This window comes from Adlercreutzia faecimuris (assembly GCF_022669055.1).
GTDB lineage: Bacteria > Actinomycetota > Coriobacteriia > Coriobacteriales > Eggerthellaceae > Enterorhabdus > Enterorhabdus faecimuris.
Genome location: NZ_JAJMLW010000001.1, coordinates 381,244 through 404,915, shown reverse-complemented (window position 1 = coordinate 404,915; position 23,672 = coordinate 381,244). Strand labels below are relative to the sequence as shown.

Here is a 23,672-nt window from a genome sequence, read left to right as displayed (position 1 = left end):
CTCCGCGGCCCGCGGCAAAACTTTCCGAGTTTCGGGAAATTCTCATTGACAGCCCCGGGGGGCCATGGTTAAATAGGCTTCGCTGTTCGGATGTGCGCCGTTACCTCAGCTGGATAGAGGGACTGACTACGAATCAGTACGTCGGGGGTTCGAATCCCTCACGGCGCACCACTTCAGCACCTGAGATCCGCAACGACTGGCAACAGCACGTGCGGTTTTTTGTTGTCTAGGGAAAGGAACGTACTTGAAGGTTCGAAAATCGAAACCTCACAGTATGTAACCTTCCGGCTCCCCTCCCTGCGTCGGCAGCCGGAAGACGGCTGTGACGCATCGAATCTGCGCCCGCATGCACAACTGACCCTCCGGCCCGCCACGCCCCGCGCGTGACCGCCGCCCCGTCCCCGCGGACGCGCGATGCGCGACGACGTAAGGGATACGCCTATGCTCTATCTATCGCAAATGCTGGGCAAGCCCGTGGTCGACGCCACGGGTGAGAAGATCGGCACCATATCCGACCTGGCCATATCCACGGGCGAGGTCTTTCCGCGCATCACCAGCCTGGCCTTCCAGGGGCCGGGGAAGGTGCCGTTCATGATCTCCTGGCGCAAGTACGTCGACCTGTTCGACGAGGACGGCATCACGCTGGCCGTGCCGGCCCATGACATCCGCTTCAGCTACCTGCAGCCCGACGAGGTGCTGCTGGCCCGCGACCTGCTCAACCGCCAGATCGTGGACACCCAGGGCATGAAGGTCGTGCGCGTGAACGACCTCAAGCTGTCGCAGTCGGGCACCCAGCTGCGCCTGCTCGGCGCCGAGGTGGGCATGCGCGGCATCCTGCGCGGCCTGCACCCCTGGGTGGAGAAGGCGGCGGTGGCCGTGGGCCGCGCCGTCAACCACAAGATCGACGAGCAGATCATCGCGTGGAACTACATGGACCTGCTCGACCGCGACCTGTCCGAGGTGCAGCTGTCGGTGACCCACCGGCGCCTGGACGAGCTGCATCCCGCCGACGTGGCCGACATCCTGGAGCAGCTCGACCCGCAGCAGCGCGCCGCCGTGTTCGAGCACCTGGACGACGCCCAGGCCACCGAGGCTATATCCGAGATGGAGGACGAGTACCAGGCCGAGTTCATCGACGATTTGGACGACGTGCGCGCCGCGCGCCTCATCGGCGACATGGACCCGGACGACGCCGCCGACATCGTGCGCGACCTGCCCTACGAGAAGGCCGAGACGCTCCTGCGCCTGATGGGCGTCGAGGACGCGGCCGAGATCCGCCGGCTGCTCGGCTACAAGGACGGCACCGCGGGCGGCATGATGACCACCCAGTTCGTCGCCGTCGAGCGCGACAAGACGGTCGGCGAGACCATCGAGGTGCTGCGCGAGCTGGACGACGACCACCCCACCGTCCACTACGTCTACGTCACCGACGACTACGGCAAGCTGGTGGGCGTGGTGTCGCTGCGCACGCTGGTGCTGACCGAGGACAGCCGCGTCATCGGCGACGTGATGTACGACGACGTCATCAGCGTCACCCCGGCCGAGACCGAGGAGGACGTGGCCGCCGACATCTTCAAGTACGACATCCCCGCCATGCCCGTGGTGGACGAGCGCGGCGCCCTGCTGGGCATCGTCACCGTCGACGACGCCTGGGACGCCATCGAGGACGACGTGTCCGGCGAGAGAACGCGCGCCACCGTGGGCAAGGTGCTCGGCATCGTGATGGCCGGCATCCTGGTGCTGGCCCTGTACACACTCGTGCTGCTGCAGATACTGGACGCCACCGGCTTCCACGGGTTCTCCGACTAGCGGGCGGTCGCCATGAGGTTCGGAAGGGACAGGCGCGACCTGGCGGCCCGCGAGGCCGAGCTCCAGCGCGAGGACGCTCCGGCGAGAAAGCCCAACAAGATGCTGCTGGTGCTGGCGGCCATGGGGCCGGGCATCGTCACGGCCATGGCCGGCAACGACGCCGGCGGCATATCCACCTACTCCACGGCCGGCGCGCAGTTCGGGTTCGGCACCCTGTGGGTCATCCCCATCATGTGCGTGCTGCTGGCGGTGGTGGAGACCACGGCCGGGCGCATGGGCGCGGTCACCGGCAAGGGGTTCGCGGCGCTCATCCGCGAGCGCTTCGGCATCCGCCTGACGGCGCTCGCCATGCTGGCGCTGCTCATCGGCAACGTGGCCACCACGTTCTCGGAGTTCGCGGGCATCGCCAGCGGCATGGAGATGTTCGGCGTGTCGAAGTACGTGTCGGTGCCCGTGGCGGCGCTGGCCGTGTGGCTGCTGGTGGTGGGCGGGTCCTACAAGCGCGTGCAGGGCGTGTTCCTGGCGCTATCGTTCGTGTTCGTCACCTACATCATCGCGGCGTTCCTGGCCGACCCGGACTGGGGCCAGGCGATCGAGCACACCGTCGTGCCCCAGGTAGACGGCGATCCGGCGTTCATCGCGCTCGTCATCGCCATGATCGGCACCACCATCGCGCCGTGGATGATGTTCTTCACGCAATCCAACGTGGTGGAGAAGGGCCTCACGCCCAAGGACTTGCCGCTGCAGCGGGTCGACGCAGTGTCGGGCACCATCGCCGCGTGCCTGGTGGCGTGGTTCATCATCGTCACCACCGGCGCGGTGCTGCACCCCCAGGGCATCGCCATCAACAGCGCGGCCGACGCGGCGCGGGCGCTGGCGCCCTTCGCCGGGCAGTACGCCGAGGCGCTGTTCGCCATCGGGCTGGTGGCGGCGTCGTTTCTGGCCGCGTGCGTGCTGCCGCTGACCACGGCGTTCGTCATCTGCGAGGCCTTCGGGTGGGAGGCCGGCGTGTCCTTCAAGTGGAAGGAGGCGCCCACCTTCAAGGGCATCTTCACGTTCGTCATCGCGTTCTCGGCGGCGGTCGTGCTCATCCCGGGCATCAACCTGCTGTCGGTGATGCTGACGGCGCAGTTCGTCAACGGCATCATCCTGCCGGTGCTGCTGGCGTTCATGGCCATCATCGCGGCGGACAAGCGCGTCATGGGCGCGTACCGCTCGCGCGTGGTGTCGCGCGTGCTCGTGTGGGCGACCGTGGCCGTAGTGGCCGTGCTCACCGTCGCGCTGCTGGCGATGCAGGTGCTCGGGCTGGGGTAGCGCGCCCGCGCGCACCCGCGCCCCGGCCCACCCGCACCCGGCCCCGGCCCTCGTGCGCACGCAAAGGGGCGGCGCGCTCCCGCAGGAGGCGCCGCCCCTTCTCTTCCGTCCGTGCCAGGCGCCGGGCGCCTAGGCTATCTTGGCCTCGGGGATGAGCAGGCGCTTGGACTCGTCGCCCAGGCGCTCGGCCAGGTACTCGCGTCCGCGGCCCGCGTCCTTCGCGCAGTCGAGCAGCATGGCCAGCGTGATGGAGTCGAGGTAGGCGTCGTAGCTTTCCATGACCAGGTCGTAGGCCTTCTTCACGTTGCCCACCATGGCCGCGTTCTTGCGATCCTCGCGGCGGGCGCGCGTGGTGTCCTTGGCGTCCTCGTCGATGGCGCTGATGACCTGGAGGAGCGATATGTCCTCGGGGTCGCGCGCAAGCCGGTAGCCCCCGTGCTTGCCCGGGCGCGCCTCGATGATGCCGGCGTTCCTGAGCAGCTGGGCCAGTTGGATCAGATAGTCGCGGGGTATGGACATGTCGTGGGCGATATCCTTGGAAGAGCAGGTGGTGTCCTGCTCGGCCAGATACAGGACGGCGCGCAGTCCATAGTCTGTTGATGCCTTGAGTTGCACTGCAGCCTCCTAACCTAACGTCTACGATGTGAACTCGCCGGGGAAGGCGCAGAATCTCGGGCGTCTGGCGCGGTAGCGCAGGATCGTAGAATTTCGCGGCCGGCGGAATCGGGTACCGTTATGCGCTCCATTCCGCTTAAGAGCCGCATTCCTGGATTTCTCCAGTACCAGCAGTGTACCGACGGCATCTTCCTTAATACAAGGGAAGTACCGAACGATGAGCGTTGCGATGTGCATATGTTGCCGGTTTGTATACTTTTAGTTCGAGTTAACTCTAAAATATACCCCACTTGGGGCGTAAGTATACCAAAAATAGGTCACTAAAGATGACTGCGAAGGTCAGGGAAAAGACGGCCTCAAGCGGGCCGTTCGCACGAAAAAAGGGGCCCTCCGAAGAGGACCCCTTCCCTTTCGCGTCGTATCGTCGAACCCTACAGCCCCTCGGTGTCGAGGCGCTTGGCGAGGGCCTCCTGGTGGATGCTGCACTGGAGGGCCACCTCGCGCTCGACCAGCCCGGAGGCCACCAGCTCGAACAGGCTCTGGTCCATGGTGCGCATGCCCTCGGCGGCGCCGGCGGCGATGACCGAGTCCATCTGGTGCGTCTTGGCCTCGCGGATGAGGTTGCGGATGGCGGTGTTGGCGATCATGATCTCGAAGGCCGGCACCACGCCGCCGTCCACGGTGGGCACGAGCTGCTGGCTCACGACGGCCTGCAGCACCATCGAAAGCTGGATGCGGATCTGGCGCTGCTGGTTGGCCGGGAACGCGTCGATGATGCGGTCGACGGTGTTGGCCGCGCCGGTGGTGTGCAGGGTCGAGAACAGCAGCTGCGCCATCTCGGCGGCGGTCACGGCCGTGCCGATGGTCTCCTGGTCGCGCATCTCGCCCAGCAGGATGACGTCGGGTGACTCGCGCATGGCCGAGCGCAGCGCCTCGGCGTAGGTGGCCACGTCGGTGGGCACCTCGCGCTGGGTCACGATGCAGCTGCCGTGGCGATGCACGTACTCGATGGGATCCTCCATCGTGATGATGTGGCCCGTCCGCTCGTTGTTGAGGCGATCGATGATGCACGCCAGGGTGGTGGACTTGCCGGCGCCGGCCGGGCCGGTCACCAGCACGAGGCCCTTCTGGAACTCGGCGCAGTCCATGACGGCGTCGGGGATGTTGAAGTCGGCCGGGTTGGGCAGCGTGAAGGGGATGACGCGGATGACGGCGGCCAGCGACCCGCGCTGGCGGAACACGTTCACGCGGAAGCGGCCGATGCCGCCGATGGCGAACGAGAAGTCGTCGTCGTGGTTGCGCGACTCGTCGAAGGGCGCCATGGAGCGATGCGCCTCGGCGTAGATGGCGCGCACGAGCGCGTCGGTGTCGGCGGGCATGAGGGGCTGGTCGCCCAGGCGCACCTGGCGCCCGCTCACCTGGTAGGTGAGCGGCAGGCCCGCGATGATGTACACGTCGGAGGCCTTGGCGTCCACCATGTCCTTGAGAAGCTGCTGCAGGTTCATCGGTTCTCCTATCCGAGGGAAGGCGATCCCGACCACAGGGTCTCGCCCGCGCCCTCCTCGTTCCACAACGTCGTTGCCTTCCAGGAAAGAATCTCGTAGGTGCCGTCATCGCAGAGGGCCGCGATGACGTCGAGCGCATGGCCGCCGTCGGTGACGAAGGCGGCGTGCACGGCGCCCAGCTTGTCGTCGAGCAGCGGGGTCATGCCCTCGACGGGCGTCCCGTCGCGCAGCGGGTCGCCCGTGCGGCCGACGCCGACGATGCCGGCCAGGTTGGCCGCCTTGTCGGTGGTGATGATGCTCGCCTCGGCCTCGATCGCCACCGGGGCGCCATCGGCGTCCGCCGTGGCGGCGACGGCCTCCTCGCACAGGCCCGGGAGCGCCTGCTCCACCGCCGCCAGCGTCTGGTTCGGCGGCAGGTCGGCGGCGTGCACGGCGGCCAGCTCGGCGTCGAGGGCGCCCATGAAGCGCTGGGCGGCCGTCTCGGCCTGATAGGCCTCCGCAGCCGCGGTGCCCTGGCGCTGCGTGAGCGCGTAGGTCGCCTGGGCGGTGGTGACGGCAAGCACCGCCATGACCGCCAGGCACAAGATGATGATGAGGGCGAACAGGCTGATGGGGCCCATGCGCACCGATCCGTGGCTCTTAGCCATTGGCGCCACCTCCCTGCGCGGCGCCCGTCGTGGCGCCACCTGCCGCCGCGGTGCCGGCGTTGGCGCCCGGCGCGCTGCCGGCGCTCGCGCCGTCCGACGCGGGCACGTAGCGCGCGGTCGCCAGGTCGTAGACCGCCTCGCCGCCGTCGGTCACGACGATGGTCGCGCGGTACAGCATGCCCGCCTCCAGCGGCTCGGGCACGATGGAGCACTCGACCACCAGGCCGTCGCCCGCGTCGTCGCGGCTCACGTAGGCGCCGCCCTCGCCGGGCGTCACGTCGCCGGCCAGCGGGTTGGCCGCGAACTGCTCGGCGCGGTTCGACGCCGCCTCCACGGCGCGCTCCAGCCGCACGTTCTGGCGCCCCGTCTCGCTGGCATCGCCGAACAGCTGCATGAACACGGCCAGGCAGCCGGCCAGAAACGCCAGCAGGATGAGGGCCTCCACCACGAAGGCGGCGCCGGCCCACACGGCGCGGTCGGACGAGGTGCGCCGCCGCACGGAATGATCGGCGAATCCCCGGGGCATATCAGGCACCTCCCCTCACGCTGCGCAGGGCCACGTCGGCGCGGCCCTCGTCGGTGATGATGGTCAGCAGGCCGTCGGCGTAGCTGAAGTCGAAGGTGTCGGTAGGCACGACGGGCGTGGCCTTCTCGGGGGTGTAGGGCGTGCCGGCGACGGAGTACTCCTCCACCACCTGGCCCTGGTACAGGTAGATGCGCGTCTCGTAGGTGCCGCTGTTGAGGCGCTCGGTCAGCACGAGGGATCGCCCCTCGGGGCCGGCGCCCACCGATATGGCGTCGATGGCGTCGTCGGCGCGCACGCTGTTCACCAGCAGCCCCATGGCCAGGCGGCTCTGGTCGGTCTGGTCGCGCATGTCGGAAAGGGCGCTGTACACCCGCGTGCCGGCCATGATGGCCATGAGCAGCGTGATGATGAACAGCGCGAACAGAAGGGCGGTGAACACGCGGCCGTATTCCCGCGTGCGCCCCGACCCGCGGTCGATGGCCGAGGTCAGGCCGCCCTGGACGGCGTTCATGAACTGGGCGTCGCGCTCGGTCTGCCGGTCTTGGTAGCTCATCGCGGCACCACCACCACGCTGGGCATCACGTTGCCCGCGAACGCCTCGTAGGTGATGACGTAGTCGTCGTGGTTGACCTGCAGCCCGTACTCGCGCTCAAGGTAGTCCAGCGACGACGGGTACGACCCCTCGATGGCGCAGCACTGCATGGCCGAGTCGAGCACCGCGTCCCGCACGGCCGCGGCCCCCTGCTCGCGCAGGGAATCGCTCACCGCCGAGAAGCCGATGCCCACGGCCACCGCCAGCACGCACGCCAGCAGCGCCGCCAGCAGGCGGTTGCGCCGGCGTCGCCGGAGGTCTCGGATTGTCTGCTCGTGGTACATGGCTGCCTACCCGATGGATCCCATGATGCCGATGAGCGGCAGCATGACCGAGATGAGGGTGGCCCCCACCGCCACGGTGAGGAACGCGGCCAGGGCCGGCTCCGTGGCGTCGATCACGCGGTCGATCTGGATGACGGCATCGTCGAAGAAGGTGCCGGACAGGCGGTCGAGCACGGCGTCCAGGCTGCCGGATCGCGAGCCGATGGTCAGCATACGCGCGTACACGGGCTCGAACACGCCGTGGTCGCCGATGGCCTGGGCCAGGCTCTTGGCGGTGACGGGGCTGATCATGGCCTCGTAGGCGGCGGCCACCTTCTCGCGCAGCACGCCGTGCTCGACGGTGGACAGGGCCTCCTTCATGGCGTCGTCGGTGTTCACGCCCGACGCGGTGTAGATGGCCACGGCCGACGTGAAGCGCGACAGCGCCAGCTGGTACATGGCCTGGCGCGTGACGGGCACCTTCTCGAGCAGGCGCATGATGGACTGGCGACCACCCTCGCTGCGGCTGGCGACGAGCCCCGCCAGGGCCGCCACCGTGCACACCAGCGTCACCGCCAGGGCCACCCAGCCGATGCCGATGGACACGGCCACCGCGTTGAACGACCCGGTGGTCAGGCCGCCGGCCAGGTTGTCGTACACGCCGACGAACACCGGCAGGATGACCGCCACGGTGAACGCCAGGATGATGCTCATCAGGCACAGCAGCGCGGCCGGGTAGCCGATGGACGAGCGGATCTTCGCGAACAGGCGATCCTCCTCGTCGTAGTAGACGCCCAGCGAGCGCAGCACCTCCTCCAGACGGCCCGCCGTCTCGCCCACGCCCACCATGTCCACGGCGTAGCGCGGGAAGGCGCCCGACTCCTCCATGGCCTGGGAGAGCGTGGCCCCGCTGATGAGCCCCGCGTACACCCGGTTGCAGGCGCGCTTGAAGGCGCTGTCCTCCATGTTCTCGGACAGCATCGACACGGCCTCGTCGGTCTGGATGCCCGCCGACAGCATGAGCGCGACGCTCTCGCAGAAAGCGCTCAGCGCGCTGCTTTCCAGCAAAGACTTGCTCATTCCCTTGCTCCTTCGCCTCTCCCCCGCCTGGGCGGGGCCTTACGTTATCGCCTGGCCGCGCGTCCCCCTAGTAGACGTAGCGGTCGGTGTAGGTCGTTCCGTCCCCGATGGTGCTTCCCGCGCCGGCCGCCGCGAAGGTCAGGTCGACGCGCGTCCACGTGTCGGGGTTGACGGTGAGGTGGGCCGACACCCACTTCCCGTCGATGTAGATCATGTTCCACGCGTGGTAGATGTTGTCGGGCGACACGTAGCCCGTCACTATCTGGCAGGGTATGCCCAGGCTGCGGAACATGGCCGCGGCCAGCGACGCGTAGTCGAAGCAGATGCCGGTCTTCGCCGCCAGCGTGGCGTCGGGGCTGGGCACGTAGCCCGTCGCGTCGGCCAGCTGGGCCGCCTTGCCCTTGTCATAGGTGACCGTGCTGGTCATCCAGTCGTAGACGGCCTTCACCACGTCGCCCTCGTTCTGGGCGTCGGCCGCCAGCGCGCGGGCCTGGGTCACCGCCGTGCTGGACGGCGTGTAGTTGCAGAAGACGTTGGGCACCAGGTAGGGCGCGAACTCGCTCTCGAGCGTCACGTCGGCCGTGGTCGAGGCCACCTCGACGTAGCTCGACCCGCTCGTGTTCTGCATGATGCGGAAGGTGTAGGAGCCGTTGCCCATGTTGAGGGGGCAGATGATGGGCGTGCCGTCGCCGGGGAGGTCGTAGTTGTAGCTGCGCTCGCCGCACACCACCTGGAACTTCAGGCGGCTGCTGCTGACGGCCGAAGCGCCCACGTAGCCCTTGGATGCCGACGACACGTCGATGGATCCGCCCTGGCCCTTGACGGCTGCGGACTCGTTGAAGCTGGACATCGCGATGGGGTCGGGCTCGATGTAGGCCGGGCCGGACGTCTCGCCGCTGTTCGATCCGCCGCCGCCCGACCCGCTCGGGCCGGAGGGCGCGGGCGTGGCGGGCGATGCCGAGGCGGTTCCCCCGCCTCCGCCGCCCCCGCAGCCGGCGAGGGCCAGGCACGCCACCAGAAGCGCCGTCCCCAGGACGGCGCCGAGAACGCGATGAACTCTATGGTGAAGCGTACTCAAGAAACTCCCTCGAAGCGCGGGCAGGGCCCCCGTGAATCCTGGGTGCCATTATACCCGCATACCGCTGGAGCGCACACGAGGGCAGGCCACATTCGCGGCTTTACCTGGTAACGAATGCCCACCTGGGAGTAACGTTCCCGCACGAAGCGCAACGGCGCGAAAAGGGCCGGCAGGCGGGGGGATCGGGCGGGGCGGAGGCCCGGCCCGGCGGACGCAGCGCGTGCCCGGCGCGGCGGACGCGAACGCGGGCGCCTACTGGCGAAGCCCGCTGGCGCGGATGCCCACGCAGGCAACCACCACCGCCACCCACCAGATGGCGGAAAGCACCAGGCCCGAGGGGGAGTTGAGCAGGGTCGGGCCCATGGACGCGCAGATGATCAGGTAGAAGAGCGCCGCTCCTACCAGGATGATCGGTATGATCCAGTTGCCGGATCTCATGGTTCCCCTTCTCCGAGGCGTATCGGCGTCCCTTGCGCATCCTCGGCGACCGCGCCGGCGTCGAGCGTCGAGCGCGTAATGACCCGGGCCTTCCCGGCCTCACAGGTAAACCATGGTAGACCTTTCGCGCCGCGGCACGGCATCGAAATGGGCCGCGCCCGCGCTCGTGACATGGGCGGGGTTCCTCGTGCGCAGAAGTTGGGCGAAAGTAACAATGACCTTACAAATGAGGTAAACAGGGTGCGACACGCCGCCGTCCGAAACGGCCGCCCCAAACGCAAGGGAAGCGCCCCATTTGGGGCGCCTCCCTGCGTGCCTCGGGCTCCCACGCGGGCGCCCCTGTCTCTCTCAGGCGCCCCGGGTGGGGCGCCTCCCTGCGTCTAAGCGGATGACGGGGCGGCCGCTAGGCCTCGGCCCCGTCAGCGCCGGGCCGCACCGGGCGCGTCGCGCGCCGCGGACGACGGCCACCGGCGGTCAGGTCGTTCTCCAGGTCGGTGATCTCGCGGGCGCCGCGCAGGCGCAGCGCGATGCACACGGCCCCGTAGATCGCCGTCACCGCGATGCCCAGGAACATATAGAAGTGCACCCAGCACATCGGATGGTCGAACGCGGCCTGCGGCGTGGCGTCGTCCTCGATGGAGGTCTCGGCCAGCGGGGTCTCGTCATCCCCCACGAACATCTCGAAGGGGCTGCCCAGGATGCCGGCCAGCGACGCCATCGGGCCGTCGTCGGGCGCAACGCCCGGGGTGGGGCCGGAGCCCAGTGCGTTGGGCAGCAGCGGCGCAGCCGGCGCGGTGATGGCGAAGTCGCCGTCCACCACGCGCACGCTGTAGTTCGGGTTCGGGTAGTAGGTGGCGGTCAGCGCGTCGGGGTAGGTGCCGATGGCCTCGTCGTCGATGGTGCGGACGTAGGCCAGGTCCTCCAGCTCGTCGCCGGCCACCAGGCCGGTAACGGTACCGGTGAAGTCGGGGTCGTTGTCGCCGGCCACCTTGGTGGCGTTGTCCACCGCGACGGTGGCGATGGCCGGGTTGATGACCACCGTGGCCAGCACGGGCGCGGTGGGCTCGAAGTTGTTGTGGGTAGCCTGGACGTACACCTGGTAGGTGCCGGCGTTCACGAAGTCGGGCATGTCGGTGGTCCAGTTGTCCAGCGTCCCGTCGGCCGAGAACCAGATGGTGGAGTTCGGCTGAAGGGCGGTGGCGCGCACCACGGCCGGGCGGCCGTCGTAGGTCTTCGAGAAGCTGTCGGCGCCGGCCACGTTCTGCAGCAGCAGCGCGTTGCCCTCGACGGGCGCGATGGTGAAGGCGCCGCGCTCGACGCCGGTCACCACGTAGTTGCCGTTCTGCTGGGCGACGGTGGCGTCGATGACGCCGGGGTAGGTGCCGGCCTCCTCGGCGTCGCCCAGGCGGGTGAGGGTGACGGTGCCCAGCACGTCGCTGCCGAACAGGCCGTCCACGGCGTAGCCGCCGTACGCGGCCGGGTCGTCGTCGCCGAAGAACTTGGCGGCCGGGTTGACGATGATGCGGGCCGGGGCGGGCACGATCTCGAACTCGCATGCCACGGTGCCGCGGAAGTTGCCGGCGGGGTTGGCCGTCGCCACAGCCTTCGCAGTGCCTACGTTGGTAGTGTTGCCCTCATAGGCCAGCGCGAAGTCGGCGCCCTGGCGCAGCACCTGGCCGTTGGCGGTGACGATGGTCGGCACCGGCTCCTGGGCCTGGCCGGCATAGGTGAGCGTCGGCATGGGCAGCGCCTCGGCGCCGGTGTAGACGGCCTGGGTCAGGTCGTCGGGATTGATCTCGGTCGGCGCCGCCGGGTCGATGCTCTGGGGCACGATGGTCAGCGTGCCGGCCTTGGAGGCGATGCTGTAGTTGCTGATGCGGGTCGCGGCGTTCGGCAGGCAGTCGAAGCGGTTCTCGACGCTGCCGACGTTGGTCTGCGACGAGGTGAAGAGGAACGTGGCCTCCTCGCCCTCGACCCAGCCCGCGCCCTCGGCGGACACGTCGGCCACGCTCGTGCCCGTGAGGGCCGTGCCGTCGTAGACCTTGGCGTCGCTGTTGCTTTCCAGGCTCACCTCGCGCGGGGCGATGGTGACGGCGCCCGGCTTCACGATGACGCCGACCACATCGGTCACGTCGTTGCCGTTCTCGTCGAAGACGACGGCCGCGCCCGTGGCGCCCACCTGGTACACGCCCGCGTTCACGGGGAAGTCGCCCAGGCGGTAGCCGTCCACGTTCACCAGGAAGCGGACGTTGCCGGACGTGGCCCAGATGCCCTCCGCCTCGTAGGCCGGGCGGTCGCCGGCGGCGGGCACCGACACGCTGCCGCGCTCGCCCTCGAAGCCCTCGGGGCCGTGGGGCTGGCCGTCGTAGGTGGCGTCGGCCGACCCGATGGTCAGGGTGACGACGCTCGTGGCGCCCTCCTTCGTCACGGTCAGCGTACCGGTCTTGAGGGTGACGGCGTAGTTGTCGGCGGCGGCGTTGGTGCCGTCCTTCCAGACGTAGGTGAAGGAGTTGTCGGACGAGCCCGCCAGCGTCTGGGAGCCGGTCATCGTGAACTCGACCTCCTGGCCGGCCACCAGGCCCTCGCCGCCGATGATCATGGCCGCGGCGTCGCCGACGAGCGGCGTGCCGTCGTAGGGCTTGTCGATGCTGGGCGACTCGAAGGTGACGGGGCGCGGGTTGATCACCAGCTTGCCCGGCTCGGGCTTGACGTTGAACATCTCGGTGACCACCTGGCCGTCCGCGTCGTAGACGACGACGTTGGCGTCCGTCTCGACGACGCCGGTGCGCCCTTCCGTCGCATTCGTGGCCGTGATGGCGGGCGCATGCAGGCCGGTCACGTAGAAGGTGGCACCGCCCTCGCCGAGCTGTGCGGGCACGACGGTGCGGCCAAGCTGGTCGACGAACTCGCCGGGGAACCCGCCGACGGAGTGCTCCTCGCCGTCATAGGTGAAGGTGGCGGAATTGGCCGCGACGACCAGGGTGTGAGGCGCCGCGGGGTTGACGATGCGCAGGTCGCCCTCCTGCTTCGTGAGGAGGTAGTTGTCCAGGTTCGTGCCCGCGTCGGGGACGATCTCGAAGGCGTTGGTCACCGTCTCGTTCACGCGCGTGGCCGATCCGGAGAACACGTACGTAGCGCCCTCGCCGGCGGCCCAGCCCTCCTCGATGAGCAGCGGCGTGTCGCCGTTGGTCAGGGGCGAGCCGTCATAGGGCTTCTCGATTCCGGCAGACACCAGGGCCAGCGGACGCTTGTCGATGACGAGCTCGCCGGCCGTCGTGGTCACGGCGAACTGCTCGGTCACGTCGTTGCCCTGGGCGTCGTAGACAACGGCGGCGCCGGTGACGCCGATCGCGTACCGGCCGACGTCCTTGCCGTGGCCCTCGACCGTAAGCCCGGTCACGTAGAACGGCACGCCACCAGGGCGCACCTCGACGGCGCGCACCGTGCGGACGGAATCGCCCGCGCCGATCGTGTAGTCCTGCTCGCCGGCCAGGCTGGTCACTGCCTGATCCGCGCCGTCGTAGGTCACGGTCTTGGAGGCAGCCGCCACGTTCACATCGAACCGGGCGTCGCGGTTGAGCACCGTCAGGCTGGCCGGATAGGTCGTGATGTCGTAGTTGGACGCCTTCGTGCTGGCGTTCAGCGTGTAGGTGAAGGTGAGGGGCGACGTGCCCACCAGCGTCTGGGAGCCGGTGAAGGCATACGTGGCGCCCTCGCCGGCGGCCCAGCCGTCACCGTCCAGGGCAGGCATCAGGTTGGTGTTGACGAGCGGCGTACCGTCGTAGACCTTCTCCTGGTTAACGGCCTTCAGCGTGATAGAGCGCTTCTCGATGGTCAGGCCGGCGCCGGGCGCCAGGGCCACGGCGAAGCGGCCGGTCGCGTCGTTGCCGTCGGCGTCGGTGATCTTGGGGGTGCCGGTCAGCTTGGCCGGGTAGGTGCCCGCGTCGGTGCCGGCGGCGCCGACGGTCGCCTCGACCGTGTAGGTCTTGCCGTCGACGACGAAGGTGGCGTCGTCGCTGCCCTTCACGCGGAAGCCCGTCACCTCGTGAGCCGTGCCGTCGTACTTCACCGTCTCGGACTTGGCGATCAGCGTGACGACGGACTCGGTGTCGGCCGCGTTGACGGTCAGCGTGCCAAAGAGGCACTCGATGTCGTAGTTGGACGCCTTCGTGTTGGCGTTCAGCGTGTAGGTGAAGGCGTTGTCAGACGAGCCGACGGCGGTCTGCGCGCCCGTCACCTGGTAGGTGGCGCCGTCGTTCCATGCCCAGCCGTCGCCCTCGTCGCGCACGGTAGCGTTGACAAGCGGCTCGCCATCGTAGTTCTTCACAGCGTCGGCGCTCACCAAGACGACGTGGCGCTTGGCGATGGAGAGCGTGCCGTTCACGGTCTTCACGTTGAACTGCGCCGTCACGTCGTCGCCCTGGCTGTCGGTGACCTGGGGCGTGCCCATGACGTTCACCGCGTACTCGCCGGCGTCGGTGCCGCTGGCCTGGGCGGTCAGCCCCGACACGGTGTAGGTCTCGCCCTCGATGGTGAAGGTCGGGGCGGCCGTGCCCTCGCAGCCCTCGAAACCCTCGACCACCTGGGTGCGGCCGTCGTAGGTGACCGCGCTGCTCTTGGCCACGACGGACACCTCGTGCACGGCGTCGGCGCTGCCGACGGTCAGGGTGCCGGGCTTCAGGGTGATACGATAGTTGTCGGCGCTCATGCCCTCGTTCAGGGTGTAGGTGATCGTGTTCTCGGACGATCCCACCTCGGTCTGGGTGCCGGTCACCTCGACCGTGGCACCCTCGCCCTCGGGCCAGCCCTTGCCGCCGACGGTCACGTCGTGGTTGGTGAGGGGCTCGCCGTCGTAGATCTTGTAGTCGCTCGCGCTGGCCAGGACAACCTCGCGCGGGACGACCGTGAGCGTGCCGGGCGTAGACGAGGCCTCGATGTTGTAGTTGGCGGTCACGTCTGCGCCGTCGGCGTTCACCACGCTCAGGCTGGTGATCTTGTTCTCGGCGGTGCCGACGTTGGTGATGGTGCCCTCGGTGGCCACCTCCAGGGTGTCGCCCTCGGCCAGGGGGCCCTCGTAGGCGTAGCCCGCCGTGAGCGGCGTGCCGTCGTAGTACTTCTGCGCCGAGGCGGCGAACACGGTCAGCTTGCCGGCCGCGGTGCCGGCCTTGGTCACGGTCAGCTTGCCGTTGACGCAGGTGATGGTGTAGTTGCTCGCCTTGGTGTTGTCCTTCAGCGTGTAGGTGAAGGCGTTCTCGACCTCGCCGACCTCGGTGATGCTGCCGGTCACGTCATAGTCGGCGCCCTCGCTGTACGCCCAGCTTCCCTCGGTCACGTTCACCTCGGGCTTGGAGAGCTCGGTGCCGTCGTATTCCTTCGCGTCGCTCGCGCTAGTCAGCGTGATGGCGCGCGGGTAGATGGAGAACTGCTGGGTAGCGGTCACCTCGCCGTACTTCTCGGACTGCCAGGTGGCGCGCACCTCGTACTCGCCGGCATCGTGGGGCTTGTCCTCGACCCACTCCGCGGCGGCGGCGCTGCGATCGCGATAGGCGATGGCCGGCTTGCCGGGGAAGTCGGCCGCGGTCACCTCCGTGAAGGCCGCCGAGGGGACGATGGCGGCAACCGGGCTGTTGGACGTGTCGCCGTAAGTCCAGCTGTCGAGCCGCACCGAGGCGCCGTACTCGCGGCAGTCGGGCGTGCCGTTGCCGTTGGCGTCACGGTGGTAGGTGACGGTGAGGGTGACGTCCTCGGTGCCGAACTCGACCGACTCGGGAACGTCCACGACCACGTAGCCCTCGATGGGCTTGACATAGGAGCTGGGCACGAGCGACATGCCCTCCTTGCCGGTGGCCACATAGGGCTCGGGCAGCTCGTCGAGCGGGGCACCCTCATTATTGTGGAAGGCATAGGTGATGGTGATGGTGGGCTGCTTCGGCATGGGCCAGTCGCCCTCGTCGCCGCCGTCCTGCGGCTCGGGCTCGGCGGCCGGGACCTGCTGCGAGCCGGGGGTCGCCTCGTCAGCCGGCTTCTGCTGGCCGTCGGTCGGCTGGTCGCCCGCCGGGTCGGTCGCGTCGGCCGGGTCGGTCGCCGGCGCGGTCACGGCCAGTGCCTGGCTGGCGACGCTCTTCACCGTCCACGTCTCGGACTGGGTCTTCCACTTGTGGCCGTCCTCGCCGTAGGCGGCGTAGGTGTGCGTGATGACGGCCGTGCCCTCGGCCATGCTGTTGACCAGCGCGACGCCGCGCTCGCCGGCCACCACGGCCACGTCCTTGTTCGAGGAAGTCCAGGCATGGGCGAAGTCGCCGCGGTCGGAGTTCAGCGTCACGGCGTCGTTGACGGCCACCTCCACGGCGCCGTTGTCGACAGGCGCGGGCTTGGTCGAAGCGGTGCCGGTGGCGCCGGCGGGCTGCTCGGCGCCCTCGGCCAGGTTCTCCGTCACGAACTGCTGGGTGATCTCACCCGACTGGCTGATGGCCTCGGACACCGGCGCGCCAGGATTCTCCGGGGTCATCGTGCTCTGGCTGTTAAGAGTGGTGCTCGGCGCGCTGGAAGAGGACGTGGACACCTTCTCGGTCACCAGCGTCAGGTGCGCGCCGCCCGCCAGCTTGGCCGCGGGGATGACGTACTCGCCAAAGGAGTTGGGGTAGAGGTCGAGCTGCGTGCCCTGGACGCTCAGCGACACCGACGCCACCTTGTAGCCCTTGTCGGCCTCGGGCACGAACTTGAAGTCCCTGCCGGCCACCGCGGTCACCTTCGTGGCCGGGGCCTTCACGATCTGCCCCGCCCCGTAGACGAGGTAGCCGTTGCCCAGGCTGAGGGATATCACGGGGTTCGCGGGCTTCTCCGCTGCTGCGGAGGTCTGCCCTGCGTCGGCCTTGGTGTCGGCCCATGCCGGCATGCCGCACATCGACACGGCCAGCACCGCCGCCATCAGCACCGCGAGGAACTTCCCCTCAACGGTGTTCCGGGCGTCGGCGAGTCTCCTCAACACGCTCATTTTTCACCACCGGTCTTTCCTGCTTCAGGGGCGACGGCGCCGCCCCTCCTTCGCATTGAAACTCTGTCCCGGGCCCGGCTGTTTGCCTGCAGACGGACGCAAGACGAAACCCCCCGTTTGCCATAGAGGGTTATCCAATTAGTATCTTAAAGGTAACGGTTTGCCCACGGATAGCCCTAATGCCGCAAACCAGTGACATTTACGTCATTCGCTACATTTTCTCCATACTTCATGCACCCCAAAATCCAACGAAAGTAGCAGAAAGCCCCCGTCAGCCCCGCTCTGCGGCAACTACGGCCAAACTCGCGACGCATTCACTCCTCAGCTTCAAGGATTCGCTACCTTTTGCCCTCTTTTATCACTACTTTTTGCCCATTTTTACGCTACTATTTGCCCAACACCAGATAGGAGGACATATGATTCCCGTCGGCAATTCCTATATTCCGCGAATACTGGACACTACCGTTCAAACTCATCTGAAAGCCTTTGGCGCCGTCGAGATAGCCGGCACCATGTGGTCGGGGAAAACTCGAACCTCCCTCGAGCATGGAAGCAGCGAGTGCAATCTCGACGACCCTGAAACAAGGGCGTTAGCCGAGATGGCTCCCGACTCGATTCTGTCAGGGGAGACTCCTCGTGTCATCGACGAATGGCAGATCGTCCCGCCACTTTGGGACGCGGTACGCAGGCGTGTCGATGCTGCTCCGCACGAGCGCGGGCTTTACATCCTAACAGGGTCTTCGCGTCCGGCAAAAAGCTCGACCATGCATACGGGATCGGGGCGCATATCCCGCCTGCGCATGTGGCCCATGTCGCTTCAAGAATCCGGAGCCTCCTCCGCAAAGGTATCGCTTTCCGCATTATTTGAGGGAGAGTTCCAGCCCGCATCAAATGAGACCAGCCCGGCCAGGCTGGCTGAGTTGGTCTGTTGCGGTGGATGGCCGGCGGCCCTTAGCCTCGATCGCGACCTTGCCGCTCTCGTCGCTACGCAATATGTAGATGCTCTCGTTGCATCCCAGGATGCCGTAGCTCCTGAGCCAGAAAGCGATCTGAGACGCTTCCTCCAATCGCTCGCCCGAAACATGGGAAGCGCCCCTAAGGTAGACACATTGACCGCAGATATGGGGTATCTCACTGACGGCAAAGTCACCGAGACGGGAAGGCGGCGCACGAGGGACTTGCTTGCCTATTTCACAAGCAGATTCGTTGTTGACGAGTTGCGCGGATGGGAGGCGCCCATCAAGTCACCACAGAGGCTACGCTCCCGCCCTCGCTACGACTTCGCCGATCCCTCAATACCGGCGGCCCTCCTTGGTGTAGACGAGCGCTCGCTCCTTGGCAATTTCCAGCTTTTCGGTCAGCTATTCGAGCAGATGTGCCTGAGGGATCTGCGTGTCTACACTTCTGCCCTCTCAAAGACCAAACCCGACTCACTTCATTATTACCGGGATGCCGATGGACTGGAAGTTGACGCGATCATCGAGTTGCGCGATGGCCGCTGGGGAGCGATCGAGATCAAACTCGGGGCAAACAAGGCGGAGGACGCCGAGAGAAGTCTCTTGCGGCTGCAACGCAAGATTGCGGGGAACCCCACAGCGCGTAACCCTAATCCCTCTTTTCTCCTGGCTCTCGTCGGCGTAGGGCAGTTCGCCTACAAGATGCCCAGCGGAGTCCTCGTTGTTCCCCTGACCTGCCTTGGCGCCTAGCTTCTCCGAGACGTGCAGCGGTTCGCGCGAACTAGGATGGTTCTTGCTGAAAGCAAGGGGGCGGCCGATGGGCCGCCCCCTTGTTGCTTGTTGCCTCTTCCCAGGTGGTTACGCCGGGGCGCCCTCCACTATGGCCAGCAGCTCCTCGCGGCTGGAGAAGGGGCGGGGCTTGGCGTTGGGGTAGGTCACCGACACGACCTCGCCCTCCCAGGTGTCGCCGTCGTCGGCGAACTTGGCCGAGCGCACGATATGGCTGAAGCTGATGCGCTTGTTGTCGGGCTCGTCCTGCAGGTCGAAGCTGTAGCTCAGGTCGGTCAGCGTCTGCTGCAGCGCGTCCACGGGGGAGGCGCCGGCCTCCACCCGCACCATGCCGGCCTCGCAGTTGTAGATGAGGCCGGGGGCCAGGAACGCGGTACGCACGCGCTCCTGGCGGCGGCGCTCGGCAACGTGGATGCCGATGCAGGCGCCGATGATGGCCACCCACCACACGATGGTGAAGGCCAGGTCAACCGGGTTGTCCACCAGGTTGAAGCTCAGGTAGTACCACAGCCACAGGAAGAAGGCCGAGGCCGCGGCCAGAATGGCCACGATGATCCAGTTGCTCTTGCGCATGCTAAGCCTCCATTCCGCCGGCCACGGGCTTGGTCACGCGGGCGTCGCCCGTCTTCTGACCGCCGGTCAGGTTGTCCTCGTACTTATCGATCTTGCGCACGTAGTTCATACGGCGGGCGATGACCACGGCGGCGTAGACCAGCGTGAGGAAGATGCCCAGGAAGATCCAGTAGTGCACCCAGCAGTGCGGGTGGTCGAACGCGGCCATGGGGGTCTCGTCGTCGGCGATGACCTCCGGGGTGCCGGGAGTTTCAGCCAGCGGGGTCAGGTCCTCGAGGATGGTCTCGGCCGCGGGCACGGCGGCAGCAGCGGCGGGAACCACGGCGGCGGCAACCGGCGCGGGCGCAGCCGCGGCGGGAGCGGCCGGGCCGGCCGGGGCCGGGGTCGGAGTGACCGGGGTGACCGGCGCCGGCGGCACCGGGACGGGCGTGATGGTGAAGGCGCCCGGGATGTAGCGAACCGCGTAGTTGCCCTGAAGGGCAGCGCCGGTGGCGGTGACGGCATAGCTGCCGGCCGCCTCGCCAGCCTCGCGGCTGACCGTGTAGCTGATGAGGTCAGCGGACTCGCCGTTCACCAGGCCCTCAACGTCAGCCGTGAAGGTCGGGTCAGCCGTGCCGGCGACCTTGGTCAGCCCCGTGACCGCGGTGACGGTCACCTGGGCCGGGGTGATGGTAACAGTCCTGCGAATGACCGGCGTGTCGGCGTAGTTCGGGTTGGTGGCCATCACGTACACGTCATAGCTGCCGACGTTGGCGGAGGTCAGCGGGTTCTCCTCGGAGAAGTTCACGCCATCCAGCGAGTACAGGATGGTGGAGCCCTCGCGAAGCGCCGTAGCCTCAATCGTGGCACCCTGGCCGTCGTAAACCTTGGTCATGCCCTCGCCGCCGGCGATGTTGATGCCCTCGATCACGTTGCCACCAGCAGGCGTGATGGTGAAGACAGCCGGCTCGTAGGTCACGGTGTAGTTGCCCTGAATGGCATCGCCAGCCGGGGTGATGGCGTAGGTGCCAGCCTCCTCGCCCGCAGCACGAGTCACCTCATAGTCAACCGTGTCGTTGTTCAGCAGGCCGGAATCGGCGTTGCCGGCAATAGCATGAGCGTTGGCCGTCAGCTCCGGATCAGCGGTGCCGTAAATCTTGCTGTTGTCGTCAGCCGCGACCACGACCGGACGCGGGGTGATGGTAACGGTGCTCTCAACCTTATGAACGGCAGTGCCGCGAGTGATCGTGATCTCGACCGGAGCAGCGCCATTGGTCACGTTGCGAAGGTCGGCCGAGTAGGTGATAACGTCGCTGTCAAGCGCCCCGCTCACCGTCGGGTAGTGAACAGCAGCATCGTACACGCCCTCATAAGGAGTGGCAGCGATGGCAGAGAAATCGGCCGTCCAGGAGCCCTTGATCGTCACGTCACCCGCGGGCATCGTGAACTCGCCCTGGCGATCCCAGCCGGAGAAGGTCCAGCCAGGTGCGCTGGCGTTAGGAGCCACTTCAACGGTCTGGCCGTACTGGGCCACCTGCCTAAACGGCAGGGAGCTCGCACCGGCCGGCGCCTCGCCGTAGTCATAGGTGAGGACGTACGTCTCACGATCGTAGTAGAGCCTCAAAACGAGGGAGCCATCGGCAGCAATAATGCCCGAGGTAGCTCCGCTCACGTAATAGAAGCCCTCGATGTTCTTGATGTCAGCCGTAGCCGTGGAGCCGGTCGTGCCCTCATGCTCCTCCGGAGTTCCGTAAAGCGAATATCCCTCATAGCCAAGCCCACGCGTGTAGTACTCGACCGTGTACTTGGTATCGTCGCGAGCCACGTAGTTGTAGACCACCGCGTCGCCGTTGTTGACGGTGGCGGGCAGGGCCTCGACCTCGGTGCCGTTGACGGTGATGGAGCCGAGCTTCCAGCCCTTGTACTCCTTGGCCGCCACGCCCTCGGTGGACAGGGTGTCGGGCTCGAGCCACTGGACGGTGGCCTTGAGGTCGACGCGGTCGGCCTGCTGCACCTCGTCGCCCAGCTTGTAGTCGACGGTGGCCGCGAGGGACTTGGTCACCTCCGGGTCGGCAGAGAACCTTGCTACGAAATCACCGCCAGTATAGAGGCCGCTGCTGTTCTTCTGGGGGATGATCGTCTTGCCATCGGTGCTCAGCAACACGTTATTGGCAGCAGCGTTTTCTTCGGTAAGAAGCGTTTCACCGGTATACCAGCCGTCAAACTTGTAGCCCGTCCCCGCTTCAGCCGTCGAGCCCTCAGCGTTGCCAGACTCGGGCTTCACCAATTCGCTCGACAGCGTTACAGAGCCGCCTTCTTCGGGCGAAGGTGTATAAGTGTAGAAAACGGACGAGCGGGAGCGCCAAATGGCGTACAGGGTTACCGCCTCATCGGGCATCGTAAATGAGGCAGCTTGATCCTTAGGGTACTCGGGAGTAATCGCAGAGGAGCTCCGATCCCAACCCAAGAAGACGTGGTCAGTGCGCTCGGGAATCACCGAGAAGTCCACATTGACGGTGACGTCTTTCATATACTCTCTACCCGCCGGCACTATATTGGCTACGCCACCATTGGCATCATAAGTAACCAAGTGAGCGCTTTTGCTGAGAATAACGCCGTCAACATTCCAGGTGTTATCTTTAGTGTCGCGAGATTTGATGACATACCAGTGAACATACTGCGTCGCAGGATCAAAGGCGACGCCATATCCCCGAAGCATCTGTTGAATCTGGGTATCGGTAGGAACCGTCTTCAGATTGGCCAGCACGGCTAAATCGTTGTTGTTGACAGCAATGGGCTGACGCAGAGAGCCCCGCAGCGTCATAGCTGAATTCGTCGGGTAATAGTCTGCAGAAGGATATCCTGCGGGCTCCTTCTGGATCTCGCCGTTCTTCCTGATATAAAAGTAGGCCGTATTGGTACGGCTGCTCTCGGCAGACTCGTCCAACCAGATGGCGTAGAGCGTCGTGTTCTCGGTCACCGTGAACTCGGTATTCGCGACGTTATTGGTGCCGGCACCCGAGTCGGCCGTCGACCAGCCGATGAAGACCGCACCTTCCTTCGAGATACCGATGTCGGCAGGATCAGGCAGGGTAACAGCGTAGCGCTGAAGCTGACTGCCCCATGTGGCCTCAACGGACACATCAGAGCCCTGACCGCCGTTGGCTTTATATGTGACAACGGGAGCACTGGTTGCTTTTACCGTAACGGTAATTTTCTCGCTGGCCTTCTTATACCCATTTTTAAGAGTCCAATACTCATAGGAATGCGTAACTGTCACGACACCCGCAGAAACGCCCTTCACTGTCGCTGAAGGTCCATTCCCGTTCACCGTTGCGATTTTTCCATCGCTCGATGTCCAGCTGTGGTTCTTCACCAACGAATGATCGCCATTGTTGGAGCTCACGGTCTTGCTCGCGCCAACCTCAAGAGTGATGTCCTTGCCACCGTTAATGCTCAGCGTCGAACCGCCGCCGAAGATGTCGAGGAAGTCGTCGAGGATGGTGCCCGGCTCGGTGGTGGCGGAGTCGGACGGGGCCTCGGGAACCTCGGGGGTGGCGGGCTCGTCGGACGGCTCGGTCGGATCGTCGGCCGGGACGACCGGGGTCGCGGGCTGCGTCGGGGCAGCGGGCTCCTCGGCAGCGACAGGCTCGGCGGTTACCTGGATGGTGGCGCCGGCCTCCAGCTTCTCGGCGGGCACGGTGTACTCGCCGGCGGCGTTCGCGGCCAGCTCGCACTCGACGCCGGCGGCGTTGACCAGCTTCACGGCCTTGGCGCCCAGCTGGAAGCCATCGGCAGCGGCGACGGTGAACTTGACGTCCTTACCAGCCGGAACCGTCAGCTCCTTCGCGTCAGCTGCGACGGCCTTGCCGTCGTAGGTGAGCGTCGCGTCCTGCACCTTCAGCTTGAGCGCCACGTCGGCGGCCTTCTCCTCCACGGGAGCGGCCGGCGCCTGCGCGGGCGCCTCAGCCTCGGGGCGCGGCGTCGCGTTCTCGAGCTGCGCGGTGGTCTTCTCCACCTCGGGCTCGGTCGCGGGCTCGTCAGCCTCGGGCTGCGCGGCCGGCTTCTCGGGCTCAGCCTTGGGCTGCTCGGGGGCCTGCTTGTCGTTCACCTCCGTCACCAGCGTCTCAGAGGATTCCTGGCTCTTTTCCGCTGCCCATGCCGACACGTTGAACGTCGACACGATCAGCAGCGCCGCCATGAACACCGAGAGGACCTTGCCCTCCACCGTGTTCCTGGCGTCAACCAACCGCCCTAGCACACTCATCTCCACCACCAATTCCTTCTCTTGGGACGACGGGTCGCCCCTTCCAACACGTCTGTGCTTGATACCTCTTTTTGTCGTGCAGCGCGCCGTTTCTTGCCAGTCGGCACCTCCCCCGAGGGTTCGGATGGGGGCCTGTACGCAACTTGCCAATTGCGCCGGCGCACTCCAAACTTCATCATAGCTTCTTCACATTCGCAGATGACAAGAAAACCACCGGCGGTTGTCGATTGTGACGCAAATATACGCC

15 protein-coding genes and 1 tRNA gene are annotated in these 23,672 nt (G+C 66.7%); 4 read left to right on the top strand and 12 right to left on the bottom strand.

From position 1 onward, the window contains the following. Positions 1-94: 94 nt before the first annotated feature. From LPT13_RS01360 to LPT13_RS01350, 3 genes are all read left to right on the top strand, one after another. Positions 95-171: transfer RNA gene (locus LPT13_RS01360), tRNA-Arg, on the top strand. A gap of 270 nt (positions 172-441) precedes the next feature. Beyond that, the gene (locus LPT13_RS01355) at positions 442-1,809 is read left to right on the top strand and encodes a magnesium transporter (protein WP_242162748.1); all 1,368 of its coding nucleotides are present in this window, start codon (positions 442-444) and stop codon (positions 1,807-1,809) included. Positions 1,810-1,821: 12 nt separating this feature from the next. Continuing rightward, a complete protein-coding gene (locus tag LPT13_RS01350) occupies positions 1,822-3,123 on the top strand; it encodes an Nramp family divalent metal transporter (RefSeq protein WP_242162746.1) in 1,302 nt (433 codons plus the stop codon). Between the two features lie 129 nt (positions 3,124-3,252). On the opposite strand, the gene LPT13_RS01345 is transcribed toward LPT13_RS01350, so the two are convergent. The 10 genes from LPT13_RS01345 to LPT13_RS01300 form a co-directional block, all read right to left on the bottom strand. Beyond that, complete coding sequence (locus LPT13_RS01345; RefSeq protein ID WP_242162744.1) at positions 3,253-3,738, bottom strand: RrF2 family transcriptional regulator; 486 nt, start codon at positions 3,736-3,738, stop codon at positions 3,253-3,255. A 431-nt stretch (positions 3,739-4,169) separates the two neighbouring features. Continuing rightward, positions 4,170-5,243, bottom strand: coding sequence for a type IV pilus twitching motility protein PilT (locus LPT13_RS01340; protein ID WP_242162742.1), 1,074 nt, complete (start codon positions 5,241-5,243; stop codon positions 4,170-4,172). Between the two features lie 8 nt (positions 5,244-5,251). After that, complete coding sequence (locus LPT13_RS01335) at positions 5,252-5,890, bottom strand: hypothetical protein (protein ID WP_242162740.1); 639 nt, start codon at positions 5,888-5,890, stop codon at positions 5,252-5,254. Further along, entirely contained in the window at positions 5,883-6,416 is a 534-nt protein-coding gene (locus tag LPT13_RS01330; protein ID WP_242162739.1) for a hypothetical protein, read from the bottom strand. The genes LPT13_RS01335 and LPT13_RS01330 overlap by 8 nt, the downstream gene beginning before the upstream one ends. A 1-nt stretch (position 6,417) precedes the next feature. Further along, on the bottom strand, positions 6,418-6,969 hold the full coding sequence (locus LPT13_RS01325) for a DUF4860 domain-containing protein (protein WP_242162737.1): 552 nt from the start codon (positions 6,967-6,969) through the stop codon (positions 6,418-6,420). Then, complete coding sequence (locus LPT13_RS01320) at positions 6,966-7,292, bottom strand: hypothetical protein (RefSeq protein ID WP_242162735.1); 327 nt, start codon at positions 7,290-7,292, stop codon at positions 6,966-6,968. The genes LPT13_RS01325 and LPT13_RS01320 overlap by 4 nt, the downstream gene beginning before the upstream one ends. Before the next feature lie 6 nt (positions 7,293-7,298). Beyond that, positions 7,299-8,351, bottom strand: a complete 1,053-nt coding sequence (locus LPT13_RS01315; RefSeq protein WP_242162732.1) for a type II secretion system F family protein — start codon at positions 8,349-8,351, stop codon at positions 7,299-7,301. 67 nt (positions 8,352-8,418) lie between these two features. Beyond that, entirely contained in the window at positions 8,419-9,429 is a 1,011-nt protein-coding gene (locus LPT13_RS01310; RefSeq protein WP_242162730.1) for a transglutaminase-like domain-containing protein, read from the bottom strand. A 252-nt stretch (positions 9,430-9,681) separates the two neighbouring features. Then, positions 9,682-9,867, bottom strand: coding sequence for a hypothetical protein (locus tag LPT13_RS01305; RefSeq protein WP_242162728.1), 186 nt, complete (start codon positions 9,865-9,867; stop codon positions 9,682-9,684). 403 nt (positions 9,868-10,270) lie between these two features. Beyond that, on the bottom strand, positions 10,271-16,855 hold the full coding sequence (locus LPT13_RS01300) for an MBG domain-containing protein (protein WP_242162726.1): 6,585 nt from the start codon (positions 16,853-16,855) through the stop codon (positions 10,271-10,273). A 185-nt stretch (positions 16,856-17,040) separates the two neighbouring features. Between LPT13_RS01300 and LPT13_RS01295 the strand changes: the two genes are divergently transcribed. Then, positions 17,041-18,567 carry an ATP-binding protein gene (locus tag LPT13_RS01295; RefSeq protein ID WP_242162724.1) on the top strand — a complete coding sequence of 509 codons (1,527 nt, stop codon included), beginning with the start codon at positions 17,041-17,043 and terminating at the stop codon, positions 18,565-18,567. 108 nt (positions 18,568-18,675) lie between these two features. Here the strand turns inward: LPT13_RS01295 and LPT13_RS01290 are convergent, their stop codons facing one another. Continuing rightward, positions 18,676-19,179, bottom strand: a complete 504-nt coding sequence (locus LPT13_RS01290; RefSeq protein WP_242162722.1) for a hypothetical protein — start codon at positions 19,177-19,179, stop codon at positions 18,676-18,678. A 1-nt stretch (position 19,180) separates the two neighbouring features. Further along, the gene (locus tag LPT13_RS01285) at positions 19,181-23,425 is read right to left on the bottom strand and encodes an MBG domain-containing protein (RefSeq protein ID WP_242164245.1); all 4,245 of its coding nucleotides are present in this window, start codon (positions 23,423-23,425) and stop codon (positions 19,181-19,183) included. Positions 23,426-23,672: the final 247 nt, after the last annotated feature.

What these genes read in the sequence shown, in the direction of transcription:
- LPT13_RS01355 (WP_242162748.1), top strand. Translation starts at nt 442, where the DNA reads ATGCTCTATCTATCGCAAATGCTGGGCAAGCCCGTGGTCGACGCCACG.
- LPT13_RS01350 (WP_242162746.1), top strand. Translation starts at nt 1,822, where the DNA reads ATGAGGTTCGGAAGGGACAGGCGCGACCTGGCGGCCCGCGAGGCCGAG.
- LPT13_RS01340 (WP_242162742.1), bottom strand. Translation starts at nt 5,243, where the DNA reads ATGAACCTGCAGCAGCTTCTCAAGGACATGGTGGACGCCAAGGCCTCC.
- LPT13_RS01335 (WP_242162740.1), bottom strand. Translation starts at nt 5,890, where the DNA reads ATGGCTAAGAGCCACGGATCGGTGCGCATGGGCCCCATCAGCCTGTTC.
- LPT13_RS01330 (WP_242162739.1), bottom strand. Translation starts at nt 6,416, where the DNA reads ATGCCCCGGGGATTCGCCGATCATTCCGTGCGGCGGCGCACCTCGTCC.
- LPT13_RS01325 (WP_242162737.1), bottom strand. Translation starts at nt 6,969, where the DNA reads ATGAGCTACCAAGACCGGCAGACCGAGCGCGACGCCCAGTTCATGAAC.
- LPT13_RS01320 (WP_242162735.1), bottom strand. Translation starts at nt 7,292, where the DNA reads ATGTACCACGAGCAGACAATCCGAGACCTCCGGCGACGCCGGCGCAAC.
- LPT13_RS01315 (WP_242162732.1), bottom strand. Translation starts at nt 8,351, where the DNA reads ATGAGCAAGTCTTTGCTGGAAAGCAGCGCGCTGAGCGCTTTCTGCGAG.
- LPT13_RS01305 (WP_242162728.1), bottom strand. Translation starts at nt 9,867, where the DNA reads ATGAGATCCGGCAACTGGATCATACCGATCATCCTGGTAGGAGCGGCG.
- LPT13_RS01295 (WP_242162724.1), top strand. Translation starts at nt 17,041, where the DNA reads ATGCCGCAAACCAGTGACATTTACGTCATTCGCTACATTTTCTCCATA.
- LPT13_RS01290 (WP_242162722.1), bottom strand. Translation starts at nt 19,179, where the DNA reads ATGCGCAAGAGCAACTGGATCATCGTGGCCATTCTGGCCGCGGCCTCG.
- LPT13_RS01285 (WP_242164245.1), bottom strand. Translation starts at nt 23,425, where the DNA reads ATGAGTGTGCTAGGGCGGTTGGTTGACGCCAGGAACACGGTGGAGGGC.